At 67.8% G+C, this 20580-nt stretch carries 19 protein-coding genes; 8 read left to right on the top strand and 11 right to left on the bottom strand.

The window, feature by feature from the left end:
* Positions 1-36 precede the first annotated feature (36 nt).
* Genes narJ through AB0H50_RS02850 form a run of 4 tightly spaced genes read right to left on the bottom strand, consistent with a single transcriptional unit; the run spans position 37 to position 7436 of the window.
* Positions 37-672, bottom strand: coding sequence for a nitrate reductase molybdenum cofactor assembly chaperone (gene narJ / locus AB0H50_RS02865; protein WP_357445740.1), 636 nt, complete (start codon positions 670-672; stop codon positions 37-39).
* The gene (gene narH / locus AB0H50_RS02860; RefSeq protein ID WP_357445737.1) at positions 669-2363 is read right to left on the bottom strand and encodes a nitrate reductase subunit beta; all 1695 of its coding nucleotides are present in this window, start codon (positions 2361-2363) and stop codon (positions 669-671) included. The genes narJ and narH overlap by 4 nt, the downstream gene beginning before the upstream one ends.
* A complete protein-coding gene (locus AB0H50_RS02855) occupies positions 2363-6064 on the bottom strand; it encodes a nitrate reductase subunit alpha (RefSeq protein ID WP_357445734.1) in 3702 nt (1233 codons plus the stop codon). The genes narH and AB0H50_RS02855 overlap by 1 nt, the downstream gene beginning before the upstream one ends.
* Positions 6065-6098: 34 nt before the next feature.
* Positions 6099-7436: an MFS transporter gene (locus AB0H50_RS02850; protein ID WP_357445731.1), complete on the bottom strand. Its 1338-nt coding sequence runs from the start codon at positions 7434-7436 to the stop codon at positions 6099-6101.
* A gap of 405 nt (positions 7437-7841) precedes the next feature.
* Here AB0H50_RS02850 and AB0H50_RS02845 point away from each other — a divergent pair, with 405 nt between their 5' ends.
* From AB0H50_RS02845 to AB0H50_RS02830, 4 genes are all read left to right on the top strand, one after another.
* A complete protein-coding gene (locus AB0H50_RS02845; protein ID WP_357445728.1) occupies positions 7842-8426 on the top strand; it encodes a TetR/AcrR family transcriptional regulator in 585 nt (194 codons plus the stop codon).
* Complete coding sequence (locus AB0H50_RS02840; protein ID WP_357445725.1) at positions 8423-8800, top strand: hypothetical protein; 378 nt, start codon at positions 8423-8425, stop codon at positions 8798-8800. Before AB0H50_RS02845 ends, AB0H50_RS02840 begins: the two co-directional genes overlap by 4 nt.
* A gap of 467 nt (positions 8801-9267) precedes the next feature.
* Complete coding sequence (locus AB0H50_RS02835) at positions 9268-10038, top strand: oxidoreductase (RefSeq protein ID WP_357445722.1); 771 nt, start codon at positions 9268-9270, stop codon at positions 10036-10038.
* Between the two features lie 34 nt (positions 10039-10072).
* Positions 10073-10816, top strand: a complete 744-nt coding sequence (locus AB0H50_RS02830; RefSeq protein ID WP_357445719.1) for an SDR family oxidoreductase — start codon at positions 10073-10075, stop codon at positions 10814-10816.
* Here the strand turns inward: AB0H50_RS02830 and AB0H50_RS02825 are convergent.
* Genes AB0H50_RS02825 through AB0H50_RS02815 form a run of 3 tightly spaced genes read right to left on the bottom strand, consistent with a single transcriptional unit; the run spans position 10765 to position 12475 of the window.
* Positions 10765-11691: a LysR family transcriptional regulator gene (locus AB0H50_RS02825; protein WP_357445716.1), complete on the bottom strand. Its 927-nt coding sequence runs from the start codon at positions 11689-11691 to the stop codon at positions 10765-10767. The two genes, AB0H50_RS02830 and AB0H50_RS02825, sit on opposite strands and share 52 nt — an antisense overlap.
* 54 nt (positions 11692-11745) lie before the next feature.
* The gene (locus AB0H50_RS02820; protein WP_357445713.1) at positions 11746-11913 is read right to left on the bottom strand and encodes a hypothetical protein; all 168 of its coding nucleotides are present in this window, start codon (positions 11911-11913) and stop codon (positions 11746-11748) included.
* 13 nt (positions 11914-11926) lie between these two features.
* Positions 11927-12475, bottom strand: coding sequence for an XRE family transcriptional regulator (locus tag AB0H50_RS02815; protein WP_357445710.1), 549 nt, complete (start codon positions 12473-12475; stop codon positions 11927-11929).
* A 101-nt stretch (positions 12476-12576) separates the two neighbouring features.
* On the opposite strand from AB0H50_RS02815, the gene AB0H50_RS02810 reads away from it, so the two are divergent.
* The 3 genes from AB0H50_RS02810 to AB0H50_RS02800 all read left to right on the top strand — a co-directional run bounded on the left by AB0H50_RS02810 (position 12577) and on the right by AB0H50_RS02800 (position 14838).
* Entirely contained in the window at positions 12577-13377 is an 801-nt protein-coding gene (locus AB0H50_RS02810) for an aldolase (protein WP_357445707.1), read from the top strand.
* The gene (locus AB0H50_RS02805) at positions 13374-14258 is read left to right on the top strand and encodes a dihydrodipicolinate synthase family protein (protein WP_357445704.1); all 885 of its coding nucleotides are present in this window, start codon (positions 13374-13376) and stop codon (positions 14256-14258) included. The genes AB0H50_RS02810 and AB0H50_RS02805 overlap by 4 nt, the downstream gene beginning before the upstream one ends.
* A 76-nt stretch (positions 14259-14334) precedes the next feature.
* Positions 14335-14838: a hypothetical protein gene (locus AB0H50_RS02800; protein ID WP_357445702.1), complete on the top strand. Its 504-nt coding sequence runs from the start codon at positions 14335-14337 to the stop codon at positions 14836-14838.
* A gap of 59 nt (positions 14839-14897) precedes the next feature.
* Here AB0H50_RS02800 and AB0H50_RS02795 read toward each other — a convergent pair whose 3' ends face one another.
* The 3 genes from AB0H50_RS02795 to AB0H50_RS02785 all read right to left on the bottom strand — a co-directional run bounded on the left by AB0H50_RS02795 (position 14898) and on the right by AB0H50_RS02785 (position 18542).
* Positions 14898-16523 carry a polyketide antibiotic transporter gene (locus tag AB0H50_RS02795; RefSeq protein ID WP_357445699.1) on the bottom strand — a complete coding sequence of 542 codons (1626 nt, stop codon included), beginning with the start codon at positions 16521-16523 and terminating at the stop codon, positions 14898-14900.
* Positions 16520-17446, bottom strand: coding sequence for an ABC transporter ATP-binding protein (locus AB0H50_RS02790; protein WP_357445697.1), 927 nt, complete (start codon positions 17444-17446; stop codon positions 16520-16522). Before AB0H50_RS02790 ends, AB0H50_RS02795 begins: the two co-directional genes overlap by 4 nt.
* 232 nt (positions 17447-17678) lie before the next feature.
* Positions 17679-18542, bottom strand: a complete 864-nt coding sequence (locus AB0H50_RS02785; RefSeq protein ID WP_357445694.1) for an NAD(P)H-binding protein — start codon at positions 18540-18542, stop codon at positions 17679-17681.
* A gap of 90 nt (positions 18543-18632) precedes the next feature.
* Here AB0H50_RS02785 and AB0H50_RS02780 point away from each other — a divergent pair, with 90 nt between their 5' ends.
* Complete coding sequence (locus AB0H50_RS02780) at positions 18633-19319, top strand: TetR/AcrR family transcriptional regulator (protein ID WP_357445691.1); 687 nt, start codon at positions 18633-18635, stop codon at positions 19317-19319.
* A gap of 51 nt (positions 19320-19370) precedes the next feature.
* On the opposite strand, the gene AB0H50_RS02775 is transcribed toward AB0H50_RS02780, so the two are convergent.
* A complete protein-coding gene (locus AB0H50_RS02775) occupies positions 19371-20456 on the bottom strand; it encodes an acyl-CoA desaturase (RefSeq protein ID WP_357445688.1) in 1086 nt (361 codons plus the stop codon).
* Between the last annotated feature and the right edge of the window lie 124 nt (positions 20457-20580).

The raw sequence follows: 20580 nt of genomic DNA, 5'->3' as shown, positions 1-20580 counted from the left end.
CGAGGCTGGTGACGGTCGTGGTGGCGGGTGCTGCGCTCACTGGTGGGCTCCCTGGGGCATGTAGTCCGGTGGTGCGAACGGGGCGAGTCCGACTTCCTCCTCGGGTGGGCCTTGGGCGGCCAGACGTGCCACGGCCTGGTCTTCCTCGCCGCGCAGCGGCGGCAGGGTCGCGCAGATCGAGTCCAGCACAGGCGCCCAGGGAGACCGGATCTCCTGCAAGCCCAGGCGCAGCAGCTCCACGCCGGCGCGGTAGTCGATGAGCAGCCGGAGTCCCGTGGCGGGGTCGGCGGTCGCGGCGAATTCCAGTACCACCGCCAGGTGGTCGGGCAGTTCGGTTTCGTCGAGGACGAGCCCGGCGGTGCGGTAAATGCGTTTGATGCTCAGCAACGCCATGCCGCGTTTGCGGGTGTCGCCGTGGGTGAAGTAGGTCAGATACGGGCTGAATCGTTTGTGGTGGTCGAAGGTCGCGACGTAGTCGGCGGCCAGCTCGGTGAGGGTGGTGTGCCGCACGTGGTCGCAGAAGGAGCCGAGTGGTTGCCCGAGTGCGGCCGGGAGCGCGGCGGCGGCGGTCTTCAGTAGCGGCAGCTGGGCGACGAGGGTGTCGTCGGGGTAGGCCATCAGCAGCGACTGGGCTTGCCAGGCGATGCGGCGGTCGTTGTCGGTGACCGTCATTCGGGTTGCCTCCCTGTCGAGTGGTCGTCAGAGTTCGCGGCGTCCGAAGCTGGACCGAAAAGCCCTGGCGGGTGGCCTTTGCCGTCCCAGTTGAGCAGGTTGACGCGGCTGCCTTTGTCGACTGGTGCTGCGACGGTGTCCGTTTCTTGACGTTGGCGCAGCATGTGGAAGTTCTCGACCGCGATCGGGGAGACGCCGCCGGAGCTTTCCCCGAACGGGCCCGAGCCGCCCATACCGGGCCCACCTTCGTAGTCGAGGCTGCATTCGGTGGCCAGTTCTTCCAGGCCGTGGGCTTGTTCGGCGTGCGCCGGTGGAATCACATACCGCTGGTCGTATTTGGCCAGGGCCAGCAGCCGGTACATGTCGTAGATCTGTTCGCCGGTCATCCCGACGGCGGTGGCGATGTGTTCGCGAGGTTCGCGGCCGAGGTTGATGTCACGCATGTAGCTGCGCATCGCGGCCAGCCTGCGCAGCACCGCTTCGACGGTGGCGGTGTCTCCGGCGGTGAACAACCGCGCCAGGTAGTCGATCGGGATGCGCAGGGCGTCGATGGCGGCGAAGAGGTTGCCGTGGTCTTCGGCGTCGTGGCCGGTGTCGCGGACGATATCGACCACCGGTGACAGCGGCGGGATGTACCAGACCATCGGCATGGTGCGGTATTCCGGATGCAACGGCAACGCCACCCGGTAGGTGTCGATCAGCGCGTAGATCGGTGAGCGTTGCGCGGCGGCGATCCAGTCGGCGGGGATGCCGTCACGTTCGGCGGCGGCGATGACCTGCGGATCGTTGGGGTCGAGCAGGAGCGCGCGCTGGGCGTCGTAGAGGTCGGTGTCGTCGGGTGTCGAGGCGGCGGCGAGGACCTTGTCGGCGTCGTAGAGGACCAGCCCGATGTAGCGCAGCCGTCCCACGCAGGTTTCCGCGCAGACCGTGGGCATGCCGACTTCGACGCGGGGGAAGCAGAAGGTGCATTTCTCGGCTTTGCCGGTCCGGTGGTTGAAATAGACCTTCTTGTAAGGGCATCCGGACACGCACATGCGCCAGCCGCGGCAGCGGTCCTGGTCGACGAGCACGATGCCGTCCTCGCTGCGTTTGTAGATCGCCCCGGACGGGCACGAGGCAGCGCACGAGGGGTTGAGGCAGTGTTCGCAGATCCGCGGCAGATAGAACAGGAAGGTCTGCTCGAACTCGAAACGGACCTTGTCTTCGATGCCTTGCCGGATCGGGTCGCGGTGGCCGTGTTCGGGTGCGCCGCCGAGGTTGTCGTCCCAGTTGGCCGACCATTCGATCTTGGTGGGGGCGCCGCTGATCAGCGAACGCGGCCGCGCGACCGGCGTGTGTTGCTGGGGTCCGGCGGTGGTGAGGTTGGCGTAGTCGTAGGTCCAGGGCTCGTAGTAGTCGGCCAGCCGGGGCAGTTTCGGGTTGGAGAAGATGGTCGCCAGCTTGCGCAGCCGTCCGCCGCCGACCAGTCGCAGCCTGCCGCGTCGCCCGAGCTTCCAGCCTCCGCGCCAGCGCTGCTGATCCTCATAGCCGCGTGGATAGCCTTGCCCGGGGCGGGTTTCGACGTTGTTGAACCACACGTACTCCACCCCGGAGCGGTTGGTCCAGGCTTGTTTGCAGGTCACCGAGCAGGTGTGGCAGCCGATGCATTTGTCGAGGTTCATCACCATCGCCATCTGGGCCATGACACGCATCAGTAGCTCACCTCCTGGCTGCGGCGCCGGATCACGGTCACCTCGTCGCGTTGGTTGCCGGTCGGGCCGAGATAGTTGAACGCGAACGACAATTGGGCATAGCCGCCGATGAGATGGCTGGGTTTGATCAGCAGCCGGGTCAGCGAATTGTGGATCCCGCCGCGTTTGCCGGAGGTTTCGGCCAGCGGCACGTCGATGAGCCGGTCTTGGGCGTGATGCATGTACACCGTGCCCTCGGGCATCCGGTGGGAAACGATCGCGCGGGCGACGACGACACCGTTGCGGTTGACCGCTTCGATCCAATCGTTGTCGGAAACACCGATTTTCACGGCATCCAGGTTCGACATCCAGATCGTGGGCCCGCCGCGGGAGAGGCTGAGCATGAACAGGTTGTCCTGGTATTCGGAGTGGATCGACCATTTGCTGTGGGGGGTCAGATACCGCACGGTCAGCCCGGTCTCGCCGCGCTGGCCGATCGCGGTTTCACCGAACAGGGCGGTCATGTTCAGCGGCGGCCGGAACACCGGCAGCTGCTCGCCGAGTTCGATCATCCAGTCGTGGTCGAGGAAGAAATGCTGGCGCCCAGTCAGGGTGTGCCAGGGCTTGTGGCGTTCGACGTTGATGGTGAACGGGGAATATCGCCGCCCGCCGGTTTCGCTGCCGGACCATTCCGGAGAGGTGATGACCGGCACCGGCGCGGCTTGGGTGTCGGCGAAAGTGATTTGTTTGCCTTCGTGTTCGGCGGCCAGGTCGGCCAGCGCGGTGCCGGTGCGTTGTTCGAGGGTGCGGAACCCCTGGGTCGCCAGGTGTCCGTTGGTGGTGCCCGACAGCGCCAGAATCGCCTCGGCCGCATCGAGATCCCGCGCCAGCGACGGACGTCCCGCCGCCGGACCGCCGCGCACGGCGCCGTTCTTGGCGCGCAGATATTCCACTTCGCGTTCGACCCGGTAGGTGATGCCTTTGGTGGTGGCGCCGAGGGTGTCGGCCAGCGGTCCCAACGCCGCCATTTTCGCCGCGATCGCGGGGTAGTCGCGTTCGACGACGGTCAAGCGCGGCATGGTCACGCCCGGAATGGGTTGGCTGTCACCGGTTTTCCAGTCCCGCACCTGCCCGTGGGGTGTGGCCAGTTCGTCGGGGGTGTCGTGCAGCAGCGGCGTGGCGACCACATCGTGGCGCACGCCGAGATGCTCGGCGGCCAAGGCGCTGAAGGCTTCGGCGATCGCCTGGAAGGCGGCCCAGTCGGTGCGGGTCTGCCACGGTGGGGCGATCGCGGGGTTGAACGAGTGGATGAACGGATGCATGTCCGTGGTGTTGAGATCGTGCTTCTCGTACCAGGTGGCCGCGGGCAACACCACATCGGAGAACAGGGTGGTGCTGGTCATCCGGAAGTCCAGTGACAGCAGCAGATCCAGCTTTCCTTCCGGCGCCTGCTCGCGCCAGAGCACCTCGGCCGGTCGCGCATGCGGGGGTGCTTGTTCGGCGCGCAGGGAGTTGTCGGTGCCGAGCAGGTGTTTGAGGAAGTACTCGTTGCCTTTCGCCGAGGAGCCGAGCAGATTGGCCCGCCACACGCTGAGCACCCGCGGGAAGTTCTGCGGCGAATCGGGGTCTTCGCAGGCGAAACGTAGTCGCTGGCTTTGCAGTTCGGACACCACGTAGTCGTCGATCGGGGTGCCCGCGGCGGCCGCGTCGTCGGCGAGGTCGAGCGGGTTGCGATCGAAGGTCGGATACGACGGCATCCATCCCAGCCGCGCGGCCTGGGCGATGAGGTCGGCGGTGGTCTTTCCGGCCAGCGCGCCGTCGGCACCGGCTGCGGCGAGGGTGTCGGCGTTGAACTGGTCGTAGCGGAACTGATCGGTGTGCAGATACCAGTAGGCGGTCTGGATCATCTGCCGCGGCGGCCGGGACCAGTCCAGTCCGAACGCCAGCTGCGACCAGCCGGTGACCGGCCGGCATTTCTCCTGCCCGACGTAGTGCGCCCATCCGCCGCCGTTGACGCCTTGGCACCCGGTGAGGGTGGTCAGCGCCAGAAAGGCGCGGTAGATGGTGTCGGAGTGGAACCAGTGATTGGTGCCTGCGCCCATGATGATCATCGACCGGCCCCGCGATTCTTCGGCGTTGGCGGCGAACTCCCGCGCGATACGCGCCGCCGCGGCCGCGGGCACCCCGGTGATCGTCTCCTGCCAGGCGGGCGTGCACGGCTGACCGGCGTCGTCATAACCGGTGGGCCACTGCCCGGGCAACCCGTCGCGGCCGACCCCGTATTGGGCCAGCAGCAGATCGAACACCGTGGTGACCACATGTTCACCGACCCGTGCCACCGGCACCCCGCGGGTGAGGGTCGCCGCGCCGGGCTGGTCGAAGCGCGGCAGTCGCACGGGCACGCTGTCGCGGTCGCCGTGCAAGCTCAGCAGCGGATCTACTTGTCCGAGTTCGAGATTCCAGTGCCCAAGGCCCTGCTCGCCGTAGCGGAACCCCAGCGACCCGTCGGGGACAACGGGCTGGCCGGTGGCGGCATCGAGCAGCACGGTCTTGAACGCGGCGTGCTCGACCTCGCGGTGGGCGTCCAGATCGGCGGCGGTGAGGAACTTTCCCGGCACCCATGCCTCACCCTGGCGCTGCAGGCGGACCAGGAACGGCAGGTCGGTGTAGCGCTTGACGTAGTCGGTGAAATAGGGGACCTGGCGTTGGACGAAGAACTCGCGCAACACCACATGTCCCATCGCCATCGCCAATGCGCCATCGGTGCCGGGGACAGCCGAGAGCCATTCGTCGGCGAATTTGACGTTGTCGGCGTAGTCGGGCGAGACCGCCACCACCTTTTGGCCCCGGTAGCGAGCCTCGGCCATCCAGTGCGCGTCCGGGGTGCGGGTCACCGGAAGGTTCGAGCCCCACATGATCAGGTAACCCGCATCCCACCAGTCACCGGATTCGGGCACATCGGTTTGATCACCGAACACTTGCGGGGAAGCGACCGGAAGGTCGGCGTACCAGTCGTAGAACGACAGCATCGTCCCACCCAGCAACGAGACGAACCGGGCGCCGGAGGCGTGGGAGACCATCGACATCGCCGGGATCGGGGAGAACCCGGCGATCCGGTCGGGACCGTAGCGTTCGATCGTGTACACGTGTGCGGCGGCGATCAATTCGGTGGCCTCGGCCCAGGACGCGCGCACCAGTCCGCCCTTGCCGCGCGCGGTCTTGTAGGCGCGCGCGGCCTCGGGTGTCTCCACGATCCGCTCCCATGCGCGCACCGGATCACCGGTTTCGGCTTTGGCCTGCCGATACATATCCAGCAGCACCCCACGCACATACGGGTAGCGCACCCGGGTGGGGGAGTAGGTGTACCAGGAGAACGCCGCACCGCGTGGGCAGCCGCGGGGCTCGTATTCGGGGCGATCCGCGCCGACCGACGGGTAGTCGGTTTGCTGGGTCTCCCAGGTGATGATCCCGTCTTTGACGTAGATCTTCCACGAGCACGAGCCGGTGCAGTTGACCCCGTGGGTGGAACGCACCACCTTGTCATGGCTCCATCGGTCGCGATAGAACTCATCGGCCTGGCGGCCACCGATCTGATACAGCGTGCGCGAATCGGACGAGACCTCGGCGCGAGTGAAGAAGCGGCGACTGCGCACCAGCGCCTGGGTCAACTCGCTGTCCAGCCCTACAGACCGGTCGTGCGGATCGGTGTCGGTCGAACTCATGGCGGGTGTTGCTCCTGACTATCGGGGTGCTCGGCTACTGGACGGGCTCGGTGGGGGAGGTCGCTGTGGCGGTGCGGTCCTGCGCAGGCGTGGTGTGCGGCGGTCGTGGGTCCGGGCCTTGTGCGATGACGCTGCGGCGCACGAGGGTCAGGGTCAACCCGAGTGCGGCAGCGGCGACGACCGCCAGCGCGGCCAATCCCAGCGCGTAGGAGCCGAAGGCGCCGTAGAGCGCGCCCATCACCAGCGGCGGCACGAATCCGCCGAGTCCGCCTGCGGCACCGACCAGACCGGTGACCGAGCCGACCTTGTCGGGCGCTGTGAGCATGGCCAGCAGGGCGAACACCGCGCCGCTGCCCGCGCCGAGCGCCGCGGCCATGGACAAGAACGCCAGGGTGGCCACCGGCATCAGCGCCGGGGTGAACGCCTGGACCACCGCGGCCGCGGTGACCACCGCCAGGCCCGCCGCGAGAATGCGCACCGGGCCGAAATGGTCCGACAGCCAGCCACCGGCCGGGCGCATCAGCACGGCCAGCACCACGAACCCGGCCATCCGGTTGGCGGCATCGGCCTGGGACAACCCGTAGACGGCTTTGAGGTAGGTCGGCAGATACACCGAAAACGCCACGTACCCGCCGAACGCCACCGCATAGAGCGCCGAGGCCTGCCAGGTCAACGGCAGCCGCGCCGTGTCGGCCAGCCGCCGCCCCAACGACTGGGTCGGCACCGACCGTCCCGGGGCGTCACGCAACCACAACCATGCCGCAAGCGCGTACACCGCCAGCACCGCCGCGGTCACCAGAAACGGTGTCGCCGTGGTGCCCCGGTCGACCAGCCGCACGGTGGTCAGCGCGCTGATCGCGGTGCCACCCATCCCGGCGCCGAAGATCCCGATCGCCAGCCCACGCCGCTGCGGCGGAAACCACGCGTTGACGAACGGCACACCGACGGCGAACGCGGTGCCACCGATGCCGAGGAAGAACCCACCGACCAGCAACGCCACCAACGACTGGTGCCCGATCAGCCCGATGAACAACACCGGGACAATCGTGGCCATCGAAATCAGCGGGAACATCACCCGGCCGCCGAAGCGATCGGTCAACGCGCCCACCGGGATTCGGCCCAGCGAGCCGACCACCACCGGTACCGCGACAAGCAACGCCTGCTCGAAAGCGCTCAACGCCAGCACATCCTGGAACCGCGGACCCAACGGGCTCAGCAACGCCCACGCCCAGAAGTTGACCGCGAAACCCATGGTGGCCAACCCCAGCATCACCGCGCGCTGCCCACCGGTGGAGCCTGCAGCGCCAGCATCAGGTGGCCGCGCGCGGGTCGCGGCAGGGTCGGACTGTGTAGTGGGAGGTAGTGAAGTCATCGTCGCCGAACCCGTCACTCGTCTGCTCTGAAAGCCATCCCGACCGCACCGGCGGTCGAGCATCCTGAGCGTGCGTCACACACCTAGCGACCAGCTAGGGTCCAGCGTCCCGGGGGCGCGAGGCCGGAATGCCCTAACAAGGTCGACGGTTATCACCTTTCCGACGACACACCCGGAAACAGACCTCATGGGCCCTCTGGGGAGGCTCGGTGGCGCCCGCCGTGGCGTCGGTTGCTGCCCACGGCGAGGCTGCCCGGTTTGATCCAGCCCTGCCAGGGGTGCAAGAGGTCGCTCGAGACGAGCAGGCCAGAGCAGGGCCGGTGCCCCGCGCCGCGGGGACCAAGGGCCTCTGCAGACAACCGAGGACCCTTGATTACAAAACGGGTAGACCCGTATGGTAATTGTGTGAGTACACAGACACCGCCCGGTCGGCCACGCGATCAGCGCACCCACCGTGCGATCCTCGACGCCGCCGAGAGCCTGGTGAGCGAGGTGGGGTATTCGGCGACGTCCATCACCGCGATCGCGGCGCGGGCGCGGGTGGGCAAGGACGCGATCTATCGGCGGTGGTCGGGCAAGCCGGAGGTGATCTACGAGGCGCTGTTCACCACCGTCGACACCGGCCCGATCCCCGATACCGGCACCTTAAGCGGGGACCTCACCGCGTTGACCGCAGCGTTGATCGCCGAGTTCGGCACACCGGCCGCGGCTGCCGCGCTACCCGGGCTGCTGGCCGATTTCGCCGCCGATCCACAACTGCGCGCCCAGTTGCGCACCACATTCCTGGCCCCGGCCAAAGCGCGCATGCTCGAGATCTTCGACCGCGCGCTGGCGCGTGGGGAGATCGGCGACACGGTCCCGGTCGAGCTGGTGCTCGACGCGTTGGCCGGTGCGGTGTTCTTTCATATCGGGCTGCTCGGTGAGCCGGTGCGCGAGGAGTTGGCCGGGCAGCTGAGCCGGATCGTGACCGCCGGGATCGGTGTGCGATGAACGGCTGGTTGCTCACCGCGGGTATCGCCGCCGCAGCGGTGGCTGGGGTTCATGTGGTCGCCGGACACATCGACCCGGTGCGGCCCTTGCTGACCAGCGCGCTGCCGGAGATCCCCAAACGCACCATGCACGCGGTCTGGCATTGGGTCAGTGCCGATCTCGTGCTGACCGCGCTGACTCTGATCGCGGTGGCGATCACAGAGCCTGCAGGCACCGAGATGGTCGCACTGCTGACCGCTGTCCACTTTGCCGCATACACCGTGGTGTTCGTGATCATCGCGGCAGCGCTGCCGGGACCACGGCGACTGCTGCGGCTGCCTCAGTGGATACTGCTGGCACCGATCGCGGTGCTGGCTTTGGTCGGTGCAGTATGAGCGCCGCCGAGGAACCGACGCTGACCGATCTGGTGCGGGGCACCTACGACATCAGCGAGACCCTCTCTGGCGGCTGTAGATCCCAGTCAGCCGAACCGAGGTCGGCTGGTACCGGTGAACAATGACGCCGCGAAGTTGCGTGTCGCGGTGGCTGGGCGCATCCCGTTCAGCCGTGACCTACCGCGGCACCGGACCACGAAAGTGCCGAGTTGCGGATGATCGTGCCGACCGAGCTGCTGATGGACGATCCGCTTTCTGCGTCGATCACGAGCGAAAGGGCCGGGGTGGCATAGGAATTTCCTATGGCGCCTGCTGAATTTTTGTCTTTGCCTCTCCTTCTTTTGCGGACATACCGTGAAACAGCTCGACGAGGTGCTCATCGCAGTTTCACCGAAGATATGCGCTCTGGGGCACGTCGATTTCTCTTTCCGTCGAGCCGACAAAGCGCAATCGAGAGGACCTCTGGCATGAGCACGATCGAGAACGGTTCGGGAACGCGAGAACTCGCGGGGAAACGGACCCTGGTAACGGGTGGTACTCGCGGAATCGGAGCGGCCGTTGTGCGCCAGCTACTCAACGCGGGTGCCGAAGTGCTCACGACCGCCCGGTCGGCGACGAGCACGGTACCGGAGGGGGCCACCTTCGTGGCGGCCGACGTGCGGACGCGGGCTGGGGCAGAAGCGCTCGCCGCGGCCGCGCAGCAGGTACTCGGCGGGGTGGACATCCTGGTCCACAACGCGGGCGGGGCGGGACCGTACCAAGGCGCTCTTGCGATCCCGGACGAGGCGTGGCAGGACGCACTGGACCTGAACTTCCTGGCTTCGGTGCGGCTGGACTCGTTGCTGGCACCGGGGATGCGGGAACGGCGTTCGGGGATGATCGTGCACATCTCTTCTGCCGCGGTCCCCATAGTGGTACCGCCGTTCCTGCACTACACGACGGCGAAGGCAGCGCTGGAGAACTACAGCCGGGGATTGGCCGCGGAGTTGGCCCCGTTCGGAATCCGGGTCAACACCGTGTCTCCCGGCAGAACCGCCACCCCCGGCGGCGAAGCCACGCGGGAGCAGTGGGCGCGCTTGGACGCGGGGCCGGGCCAGGGCGACACCACCCCACCGCTGGGGCGCGATGGTCAGCCCGACGACATCGCCCACGCGGTGCTGTTCCTCGTGTCCCACCGGGCGAGCTGGCTGACCGGGAGCAGTCTCGTCGTCGACGGCGGCGAATTCCCCAGAGGCTGAAAGATTTTCGAAACAAGAACGGAGGAATCCTGGCATGGGTGAATACAGCGGCAAGAATGTAGTGATCACGGGTGGCGGCAGCGGCATGGGGTTCACGCTGGCGAAGCTGCTGGTGGAAGGTGGAGCCCGCGTGGTGATCACCGGTCGTTCGCAGGCCACACTCGACACCGCGCGGGAGCGGCTGGGCGAGAACGCGATTGCCGTCCGAGGCGATGTGGCCGCACTGTCCGATCTGGATGCTCTGGCAGATCGGGTGAAGACCGAACTCGGCACGATCGAGGCCCTGTTCGTGAACGCGGGCATTGCTACCCTCACGCCCTTCGAGTCGACGACCGAGCAGATGTTCGACGAGCTGTTCGCGATCAACGTCAAGGGCGCCTTCTTCACGGTGCAGAAGCTCGCCCCGCTGCTCAGCGCCGGCGCGGGCGTCGTCCTCACCACCTCGAACGCGAACGTCATGGGCCTGCCGGAGACCAGTGTCTATGCCGCGGGCAAAGCGGCGCTGCGCTCGATGGCCCGCACCCTCTCCCGCGAGCTGCTTCCGCGCGGAATTCGTGTCAACGCGATCAGCCCCGGTCCCATCGACACGGGAATTCTGGAAAATACGATGACCGCAGAGGCCGCCGAACAGTTCAAAGCGGAACGGGTCGCGGACAATCCGATGCGGCGTTTCGGCACCCCGGACGAAATTGCCAGGGCGGCAGCATTTCTCGCTTTCGAGGCCACTTACGCGGCGGGCACCGAGTTCGTCGTGGACGGAGGTGTCACCCAGCTCTGAGCGGGCTTGTGCCAGCTCTCCGCACGCAGGAGTTCGAGCAAGGCCGTCTCCGCCGGACCCGCGTCCTGCCGGACCACGGCGACGACGGGCTGGGACACGCCCGGGACCACCGGGCGTGCGAGGTGCTCGTCACCGTGGGGCACCACGGAGGCGGGGACGAGCGTCACTCCCAGTCCGTGGGCGGCCCAGCGCACGGCCGTCGCCGTCTGTGACACGCGGGCGGCCGTGTTGGGGGTCAGTTCGTTGTCGCGCAGCACGCCCGTCAGCACGCCGTCGAGCGCGCTGTCGCGGTCGAACCGCACCCACGACTCCTCCTCCAGCTCGTGCAGCTCGACCCGGTCCACGGCGAGCAGCCGGTGCCCGGCGCCCAGCACCACGACGAACTCTTCGTAGCCGAGGTGGTGGGCGTCGGCGGGGCCACGCTCGCAGGCCGCCATCAGGGCGAGGTCCAGCACGCCCTGGCGACACAGACGCTCCAGCTCGGCGGAACTCGGCTCCTCGAAGACGGTGATCTCCAGCCGCGGGAAGCGGCGGCGCAGCGTGCTCAGCACCCCCGGCAGCTGCCGCGTGCCGAAGCCCATCTGCGCCGCGACCACCAACTCGCCCACCAGCTCATCGGCACCGGCCCGCGCCGTCGCCCGCGCCCGCCGCGACGCCCTCACCGCGACCTCCGCCTCGCGCAGGAATGCGCGACCCACCACGGTGGGCACCAGTCCGGTCGGTGTGCGGGCGAACAGTGTCACACCGAGTTCCCGCTCCAGGTTGCGGATCTGCTGGGACATCGACGGTTGAGCGACGTGCAGCAGCTCCGCCGCTGCCGTCACCGAGCCCGCCTCGGCAACGGCCAGGGCGTACTCGAACTGGCGAAGGCTCATCGGCTCCCGTCCCTTTCGTGCAGTGGACCGCGGTCCAATCCGCTGTGCTCGTCGTCATGGTAGGACGAGTTCGACGCAGGTGATCACGACGCGGTGCAGATCGGCGGGGATATCGATGTAGCGGCCCTCGACACTTCTCAGACATCGCGCGACGGGACGGCCGGGCAACAGGCCGACCCCGCCCTGCTGTGTGCCGACGAACTGAACACCCTTGTGACGCACCGGCCACGACCATTCATGCGCCGGAATCGGCGGCGTGTACTTCGCTGACGACGACGATCAATTCGGCGCGTTCGGCGGAGATCGACCTGATGCGGTGCGGTGTGGTCGCGGCGAAGTAGAGGCTGTCGCCCGCGTGCAGCACGATGTCTTCGCCCGGGACGGAGATCTCGACGCTGCCGCTGTGCACGAAGACGAATTCGTCGCCCGAGTGTTCCAGGTATTTCGTGCCGGGTTCGGTCGTCGGGCGAACGACGAACGGCTGCATGGTCTTGTGGCCGACGCCGGTCGCGATAGCGAGGTAGTGCGCGGCCGATGTCGAGGGCAGGTCTGCGCGCTCGCCGGCGCGGTCCACCTGCATCAGCGTGGGGTCGGGGTCGTCGGAGAACAGTTGCCCCACATCGGTGTTCAGTGCGCGGGCGATCTTGAGCGCGACGGCGATGGACGGGGTGCTCAGTCCGCGTTCGACTTTGGACAAATAGCTCTTGGTGAGCCCGGTCCGTTCGGCGAGCGCGTCCAGCGTCAGGTCGGCGCGTTTGCGGTGCGCTTTCAGGTACGCGGCCACCGGTCTCCTTCCGCTGCTGATGGCTAGGGCAGGACACAAGACTAGCGTGATGACACAAGGTGTCCTATAGTCAACTCGTGTCTTCGAGAAGGAGGTAGGCGATGGCCACCACCATGAACCTCGGAAAGTCCGAGCTGATGACCATGGCAACCCGGTCCATGCAGACCGAACTGGAACCCGGCGACTGGAACGACCGCCAGAAACTCGCCCTGACCTGCCGCGCGCTCTTCGACGCTGGGCACGACTCCGGCCTGGCCGGGCAGATCTCCGCGCGCGGCACGGCGCCGGGCACCTTCCTCACCCAGCGGCTCGGCCTCGGCTTCGACGAGATCACCGAGACCAACCTGCTGCTGGTCGACGAGGATCTGACCGTGCTGGAAGGCACGGGAATGGCCAACCCGGCCAACCGTTTCCACAGCTGGATCTACCGGGCCCGCCCGGACGTCAACTGCATCGTGCACACCCATCCGTTGCACTGCGCGGCGCTGTCCATGCTCGAAGTGCCGCTTCAGGTTTCGCAGATGGACATCGCCCCGCTCTACGACGACTGCGCGTTCCTGCCGGACTGGCCAGGCGTGCCGGTGGGCAACGAGGAGGGCGAGATCATCGCCGCGGCCCTCGGCGACAAGCGGGCGATCCTGCTCGCCCACCACGGCCAGCTGGTGGTCGGTGCGACGATCGAGGAGGCGTGCTCGCTAGCGCATCTCATCGAACGCGCCGCGCAACTGCAGCTGCTCGCCATGGCCGCGGGGGAGATCAAGCCGCTGCCGCCGCGGCTGGCCAAGGAAGCCCACGACTGGACGTTGAAGCCGCGGCGCAGCCAAGCCAACTTCGCCTACTACGCGCGCAAAGCGCTGCGCAACCACCCCGACGCCATCGAAACGCAAGGAGCCACCGCATGACTCGCCCCATCGAGGGAATCGTCGCCTACCCGGTCACGCCGTTCGATTCGGCCGGGGAGGTCGACACGAAGGTACTCGCGCGGCTGCTGGACCGCATGCTCGACGCCGGCGTGGACGCGATAGCTCCGCTGGGCAGCACCGGCGAGAGCGCCTATCTCGACGAGCGCGAATGGCAGCAGGTCGCCACCGCCTGCGTCGAGCACACCGGCGGCGCGGTGCCGACAGTGGTCGGCGTCTCCGACCTCACCACGGCGGGCACCGTGCGCCGCGCGCAGTTCGCCGAGAAGGCGGGGGCCACCGCCGTCATGGTGCTGCCGATCTCGTACTGGCGCCTCACTGAAGCCGAGTTGCGCGCCCACTTCATCGCCGTCGCGGATTCGACCGCGCTGCCGGTGATGGTCTACAACAACCCCGGCACCACCGGCATCGACATGTCACCGGAGTTCCTGGTCGAACTCGTGCACGAGGTGCCGACCATCGCCATGATCAAGGAATCCAGCGGCGACATCGGGCGCATGCACCGCATCGTCGAATTGGGCGGCGGACGCGTCCCGTTCTTCAACGGCAGCAATCCACTGGCGTTGCGCGCCTTCTCGGCGGGCGCGGCCGGATGGTGCACCGCCGCACCATGTTTGGTGCCGGAGCAGGTTGTGCGGTTCTGGCGATTGCTGCGTGCAGGCGACGAAGCCGGAGCGGCAGCGCTTTTCGACACGCTGCAGCCACTGTTGGCCACCCTGGTCAGTCGCGGGCTGCCGACGACGGTGAAGTCCGCACTGCGGGCGACCGGGGTCGACGCGGGGATCCCGCGCCGTCCGCTGCTGCCGCTCGAGCCCGAGCAGGCGCGGGAACTCGACGCACTCGTCGCCGCCGTGCGCCGCTGACGAGGGCTGCGAGATAAGGCGAGCCGCGGCCCCGGTCTCTTTCCGGACCGGGGCCCGGCCGCAAGCGGGGTGGGCGATGCACCCGGCATCTCACGCCGACACCGCGATCGCCGAGGAGCGGTGGTTCTTCGCTGATGCGACGAACAACTTCAGGTCGATCGCTGAGTACGTAACAGCTTGGGGTGCACCAGCTTCAGAGCGGATTGAACGCCACGGCGATCGCGAGGTTCGGTATGCGGGGTGGGATCTGCCGTTCTGGCCCGGCCTGCAGATCGAATGGATGGAGATTCCGCATCACCCCAGCCTGTTCAGGCAGCTTCTCCGGCACCCCGACTGCCCACGGCCGCGGTTGGAATCTATCGCCGACCTGACACCCTGGTCATGCACCTGGAACGAGTTCCGCGATGGAACCATGGGACCGACGGACTTTGTCGATGGATTCGGCGGGATCGGAGACGTCGTAGCCCTCCGAGCAATCGATCCCGACTCCGGGCGCAATCGTGTCTACTGGGCACATTTCGATTGGAGTCTGTTGCAACATGTCGAACCAGCTCCCGACACCTACATCTGGAAGCTCTGAGGCGCTACCAAGGCCATCCGATGGCCGATCGAACTGAACAGCGTCCGAGCGGTTTTCGCTCAGGTGTCGAGGTCGCGGCGCTGGTAGCCGAGGAGGCCGAGCGCTGTCAGGGCGATGGCGGTGGCCGTGAGCGCACCGCTGGCGGTCCAGTCAGGTGGGGTGTGGGGCACGGCGGCCAGGTGAGCGAACGGTGAGAGCGTGGCCAGCCAGGACGGTACGGGCACACTGTGGTCGACGACGTTGAGCAGAAACCCGCCGACGACCGGTAGTGCGCCGATCGCGCCGACCGCGGGCGGGTACCAGCCGAGTGCGACCGCGGCGGCGCCGAGTGCCAGCCAGGCGATCGGGGCGGCGTTGAGCGCACCGGCGAGTGCGGCGCCGATACTCAGCGGCGCGCCGGTCAGCGCGGCTCCGGTCCACATCGCGACGGCCGCGGTGACCAACAGCAGCGCGACTGCCGTTGCCGTCACGGCGATTTCGTTGCCTAGCAAGCGATTGCGGGATATTGGTAGGGCATACAGGGCGGTCCAGTGGCGAGCCTTTTCGTCCGCGGCCATGGTTTCGAGGCGGGTCACCGCGAAAAGCCCTGCCGGTATGGTCAGCAGGCTGAACATCGCCGCGGCGAATCCGGTTGCCGAATTCAGTCCAGCGAACCCGGCGGTCGCGGCGAGGTCGGCGAAACGGGCGTTCTTGTCGAGGAATTCGATGATCGCCGAGATCAGCGCACCGATCAGCAAGAAATACGCTCCGACACCGACCGCCCACGCCGTGGTGGTCGATCGTGCGCGTCGCACGGCGAAGGCACTCAACGAGCCCAGCAAACGCCTCCGGGGCGGACGAGTTGCCGCTGGGACGATCATGGCGCCGCCCAGGTCGCGGGTGCGCGCGGCGGCGAGCGTGGCGATCGCCAGCAGGACGCCACCACCCACCAGCACGAGCAACGGCTGATATCGGTTGCCGGCGTAGGGCGCCGCACGGGCGGTGAGGCCGAAGGGAGTGATCCACGCGATCCAACTCAGCTCGGTCACGCCGTCGGCCAGCATCCGCAGCAGCAGGCACATACCGACGACGCCGCCGGTGACACCGGCCGCGGCCGCACGGAAGGGCAGCAGTTGCGCGGCGAGCAACCCGACGGTGGCGAAGACCAGCGCGCTGCCGAACACGCCGATGCCGTGGACGAGCGCTCCGGCGGCATCGGTGCCGGTGACGATCAACGCGATCCCGACGGCCATACCGATCACCGCGGCAGCGGCAACCAGCGTGAGGATGCACTGGGCAACCAGATCCACCATGCGCACGCGTCCGGCGAGCAGCAGGTCCCACCGGCCGGCATCCTCCTCGCCTCGGGTGATGCGGGTGGCGGCCAGCAGAGCCCACACGGCGCCGAGTACCGAAATCGGCGTACCCGTGCGCCACACGGTGAACCCGCCGGGGTCGTCCAGTGCCAGCGGCGTCCCGAAAAGGACTCGGATCGAGGGGTTTTCGGCCAGCGCACGCAGCGCTCCGGTGTCGAGGGCGTCGGCGAAGGCGGCTTCGTATTGGCCGGCGACGATCGCGGACATCCCCGCGGCGGTCAGCGCAACGAGGATTGTCCCGCGGAGAACCTGCCGCGCGGTCAGCCATGCGAGCGCACGCCGTGGCGCGGTGGCCTGCCCGGCCAGTGCCCGGTCGGCGGTGGTGGTCATCGATTCGCCTCGCCGTAGTAGTCGAGGAAGATTTCCTCGAGCGTGGGCTCCCGCAGCGACAGCGCGGTCACCTCGGCATCGGCGAGCACACGCAAGGTCGGCGCGGGGGGACCCGACAGGGTGAATCGCAGACGGTTGCCGTCCAGCTGTTCGACTCCCTGCACGCCGTCCACGGCGTCCAGCGACGGCCGATCACTGTGGTAGGAGACCTCTACTACGGTGCGCTGCAGGCGACGCAGTTCGGTCAAGGTCGCGATGTCGACGAGCCGCCCGGCCCGCAGGATCGCGACCCGATCGCACAGCGCCTCGACCTCACCGAGCTGATGGGAACTCAGAAACACCGTCTGGCCGCGCTCCCGCGCCTCGGCGACGCAGTGACGAAATTCCCGATCCATCAATGGATCCAGGCCGCTGGTCGGTTCATCCAGGACGAGCAGCGGTGCGCGGGTGGCGAACGCGGCGATCAAGGCGACCTTCTGCCGGTTACCCGTCGAATATGCCTTGCCCGGCTTGTCGAGCTCGAGCGCGAAGCGCTCTACCAGCTCCGCGCGATAGGCCGTGTCGACGCCGGGACCGACCCGGGCGAGCAACTCCAAGACCTCCGCGCCGGTCAACGACGGCCACAAAGCCACGTCGGCGGGCACGTAGGCCAAGTGGCGATGCGCCGCACGGACGTCGCCCGCGACATCCCCGAACACGCGCGCCACCCCGGCGGTGGGCCGGATCAGGCCGAGCAGCAACCGAATGGTGGTCGATTTGCCCGCACCGTTCGGGCCGAGGAAGCCGAACACCTCACCGGCAGCAACGGTGAGACTGAGGTCCTCGACGGCGACGATGCGACCGAATCGCTTCGACAGACGTTCTATCGAAATGGCCGCGCTGGTACCGGTGGAGCGCGCGGACAGCGCCGCGACAGTGGACATCGGAACCCTCCTGGTCAGCGGACTGTTTGCCGACCAGACTTCCCGGCGCACCTACGAAAAGATTACTCCCGGCACGCGTTCTTACGCGGCGGTGCTGTTCCGCACCAGTCGTCGATCCGACGCGCCGATGCCTCGAAATCCTTACCGCAGCAATCCCCATCTCCCTGCCAACCCTGACCGGAATGGGTTTCTGAGGCTTCCAGGATCATTCGATGCCGCGTCGCAGCGTGCTTCAGCGGACGCGCAGAAAGGACTCCAGGGTGTCGCGCACGGTCGCGGCCGGGCGGCCGATGGTCCGCTCCAGCGTGGGGTCGGTGACGGCGAACTCACCCGCGCGTGCGGCGGTGAACATGGTCAGGAGGAAGTTCGCGGCCGGTCGCGGGACGCCGCCCGCGATCATCCGGGACACCCACTCGTCGTCGTCCACCACGACCCGGTTGATGGTGCGGCCGGTGAGGTCGCCGAGGATTCCGGCGACGTCGGCGAAGTCGAGTGTGCGGGTGGCCGTCAGCGGCGGCGTGACCCCGTCCAGCGCCCCGTTGTCGGTGAGCGCGACGACCGCGGCGGCGGCCAGATCCGTGTGCGCGGTCCACGAGACCGGCCCGTCCTGCGGTACGGCGAGTGTGCCGGTCGCCAGCGCCGCCCCGGCGTGCTGCTCCAGCGCCGAGGCGTAGAACCCGTTGCGCAGCGCGGTGTACGGGACTCCCAGCTGTGCGAGGTACTCCTCGGTGGCCGCGTGTACCCGCTGCGGCGGGAAGAGCGAGGTCGGGGAGGCGGCCTGGTGGCTGGTGTAGAGAATGCGCCCGGCGCCCGCTGCTTTCGCCGCATCGATGGCCGCGCGGTTGGCGGCGACCGCACCCTCGCCCCTGATGGCCGCGGAGATGATCAGGATTCGTTCGGCGTCCTCGAAGGCGTGCGCGAGCCCGCCGGGCTCGGTGAAGTCGCCCGCGCGCACCCGGACCCCGCGCTCGGCGAGATGGGCGGCCTTGCCTGCGTCCCGCACGCTGACGCCGATCCGCTCCGCAGGTACTCGCTCCAGCAGTCGGTCGACGATCAGCGCCCCGAGGCGGCCGGTTGCTCCTGTGACGATCAGCATGACGGCTCCGTTTCCAGTGGAATCAAAATCTTGATAACACTGATAATAACGCTGAAGGGAAATCCTGGTATCGGCGATATCATCATCGGTATGCCACCGAATCCGCAGCGGCGCGATCTGACCCGCGACCGCATCGTGGAAGTCGCCGCCGACCTGCTGCGCGAGCAGGGCCCGGCCGCGGTCACCACCCGCCGCGTCGCCCAGGAGGCCGGACTGCAGCCGCCCGCGCTCTACCGCCTCTTCCAAGACAAGGGCGATCTGCTCGACGCCGCTGCCGAGCACGTCTTCGTCGAGCACGTGGCGAGCAAGCAGACCGCCGCCCCCTCCGACGACCCGGTCGAGGATCTCCGCGCAGGCTGGGACACCCATATCGGCTTCGGCCTCGCCAACCCTTACGTCTTCGCGCTGCTCATCGACCCGTCCCGTGCCCGGGAATCTCCCGCACAGGTCGAGGGCGTCCGCATCCTCGCCGAGCGTGTGCACCGCATCGCCGCCGCTGGGATGCTCCGGGTGAGCGAGGAACGCGCCGTCAACCTCATCCGCGCGGCCGGAACCGGAACCGTCCACACCCTGCTCACCCTGCCGCCCGACCACCGCGACCCACACCTCGCCGACGCTGCCTTCGACGCCGTCACCCGCGCCATCCTGGTGAACGAACCCGCCGTCCCCGCCCGCGAACCGGCGGCCGTCGTCGCCGCCTTTCGAACGGTCCTGCCCGACCTACCCGGCCTGAGTTCGGCCGAGGCCGCGCTCCTGGACGAGTGGCTGCGCCGGTAGGCCGGTGCACGGCTGGTAGCTGTCCGGGGCGTCGTGATGTCCAGCTTGTGTTCACCGATTGCGTTGTGGCACTCCGGCACCCGGGTGTCGATCGGGAGTGCGCAGCGGAGCGCCGACGTGGTGCAGGTGTCTCAGCGCCTCGCGGTAAGAGGAGATCAGCCCAGTTTCGTGGTAGGGCACGCCGATTTCGGTGCAGTAGTCGCGGACGATCACTTGGGCGTGACGCAGGTTCGGCGTCGGCATGCTCGGGAACAAATGATGCTCGATCTGATAATTGAGCCCGCCGAGGGCGAGGTCGGTCAACGCGCCACCCCGCACGTTGCGGGAGGTCATCACCTGGCGACGGAGGTAGTCGGGGCGTTCGTCGCCGGTCAAGGTTGGCATGCCCTTGTGGTTCGGGGCGAAGATGCAGCCCATGTACAGGCCGAAGAGTCCCTGGTGGACAGCGAGGAACGCGAAGGCTTTGTCGGCGGGCAGAACCGCGAACAGTGCGGCCAGGTAGGCGGCGAAGTGGCCGAACAGCAGTGCACCCTCCAATCCGCGGTGTTTGACCGATCGATTTCTGAGCGCACGTACGCCGGCCACATGGAGGTTCAGGCCCTCCAGCAACAGGAGGGGGAAGAACAGGAACGCCTGCGCCCGCCCGATGAGACGAGGCAGACCGCGGCTGGACCGTGCCTGCTGTTGTGACCAGATCAGAATGTCGGGCGCGACATCGGGGTCGAGTTCCTCGTGGTTCGGGTTGGCGTGATGCCGGGTGTGCTTGTCCTGCCACCAGCCGTAGCCCAGGCCGATGCCGGCGTTGCCGACGAGTCGTCCCACGAGCTCCGTCGGCTTCCGGAGCCGGAAGACTTGGCGGTGCGCGACATCATGCATGACGAGGGCGATTTGAGCGAACGTCACGGCCATGAACCCCGCGACCAGCAGCGTCCACCACGAATCGCCGATGAGGACGAACGCCGCCCAGCCGGCTGCGAACGCGATCCCGACGAGGCTGAGCCGGACGGCGTAATAGACGGGACGCCGGTTCATCAGCCCCGCGTCGGAGATCCGGCGCAACAGACGGGCGTAATCACCGTCGGCGCCGCGCTGCGGTGACCGTGGAGATGACTCGGGGACCAAGGCAGGTGTCGTCATGGATCTTCCTGAGAGCTGAGTCGGAGACGCCACCTCCGTCCGTCGACGATGTCGGCCGGTCGATGTCGGAGCGGGGCGCCGTATTCGATACCCCGAAGCTATCGGCCGGATTCTCGTTACCCGT

The organism is Nocardia sp. NPDC050793 (genome assembly GCF_040654065.1).
GTDB lineage: Bacteria > Actinomycetota > Actinomycetes > Mycobacteriales > Mycobacteriaceae > Nocardia.
This window is presented reverse-complemented; position numbering and strand designations above follow the sequence as displayed.

What these genes read in the sequence shown, in the direction of transcription:
- narJ (WP_357445740.1), bottom strand. Translation starts at nt 672, where the DNA reads ATGACGGTCACCGACAACGACCGCCGCATCGCCTGGCAAGCCCAGTCG.
- AB0H50_RS02780 (WP_357445691.1), top strand. Translation starts at nt 18,633, where the DNA reads ATGCCACCGAATCCGCAGCGGCGCGATCTGACCCGCGACCGCATCGTG.
- AB0H50_RS02835 (WP_357445722.1), top strand. Translation starts at nt 9,268, where the DNA reads ATGAGCACGATCGAGAACGGTTCGGGAACGCGAGAACTCGCGGGGAAA.
- AB0H50_RS02790 (WP_357445697.1), bottom strand. Translation starts at nt 17,446, where the DNA reads ATGTCCACTGTCGCGGCGCTGTCCGCGCGCTCCACCGGTACCAGCGCG.
- AB0H50_RS02800 (WP_357445702.1), top strand. Translation starts at nt 14,335, where the DNA reads ATGCACCCGGCATCTCACGCCGACACCGCGATCGCCGAGGAGCGGTGG.
- AB0H50_RS02805 (WP_357445704.1), top strand. Translation starts at nt 13,374, where the DNA reads ATGACTCGCCCCATCGAGGGAATCGTCGCCTACCCGGTCACGCCGTTC.
- AB0H50_RS02785 (WP_357445694.1), bottom strand. Translation starts at nt 18,542, where the DNA reads ATGCTGATCGTCACAGGAGCAACCGGCCGCCTCGGGGCGCTGATCGTC.
- AB0H50_RS02795 (WP_357445699.1), bottom strand. Translation starts at nt 16,523, where the DNA reads ATGACCACCACCGCCGACCGGGCACTGGCCGGGCAGGCCACCGCGCCA.
- AB0H50_RS02775 (WP_357445688.1), bottom strand. Translation starts at nt 20,456, where the DNA reads ATGACGACACCTGCCTTGGTCCCCGAGTCATCTCCACGGTCACCGCAG.
- AB0H50_RS02855 (WP_357445734.1), bottom strand. Translation starts at nt 6,064, where the DNA reads ATGAGTTCGACCGACACCGATCCGCACGACCGGTCTGTAGGGCTGGAC.
- AB0H50_RS02825 (WP_357445716.1), bottom strand. Translation starts at nt 11,691, where the DNA reads ATGAGCCTTCGCCAGTTCGAGTACGCCCTGGCCGTTGCCGAGGCGGGC.
- AB0H50_RS02830 (WP_357445719.1), top strand. Translation starts at nt 10,073, where the DNA reads ATGGGTGAATACAGCGGCAAGAATGTAGTGATCACGGGTGGCGGCAGC.
- AB0H50_RS02850 (WP_357445731.1), bottom strand. Translation starts at nt 7,436, where the DNA reads ATGACTTCACTACCTCCCACTACACAGTCCGACCCTGCCGCGACCCGC.
- AB0H50_RS02840 (WP_357445725.1), top strand. Translation starts at nt 8,423, where the DNA reads ATGAACGGCTGGTTGCTCACCGCGGGTATCGCCGCCGCAGCGGTGGCT.
- narH (WP_357445737.1), bottom strand. Translation starts at nt 2,363, where the DNA reads ATGCGTGTCATGGCCCAGATGGCGATGGTGATGAACCTCGACAAATGC.
- AB0H50_RS02810 (WP_357445707.1), top strand. Translation starts at nt 12,577, where the DNA reads ATGGCCACCACCATGAACCTCGGAAAGTCCGAGCTGATGACCATGGCA.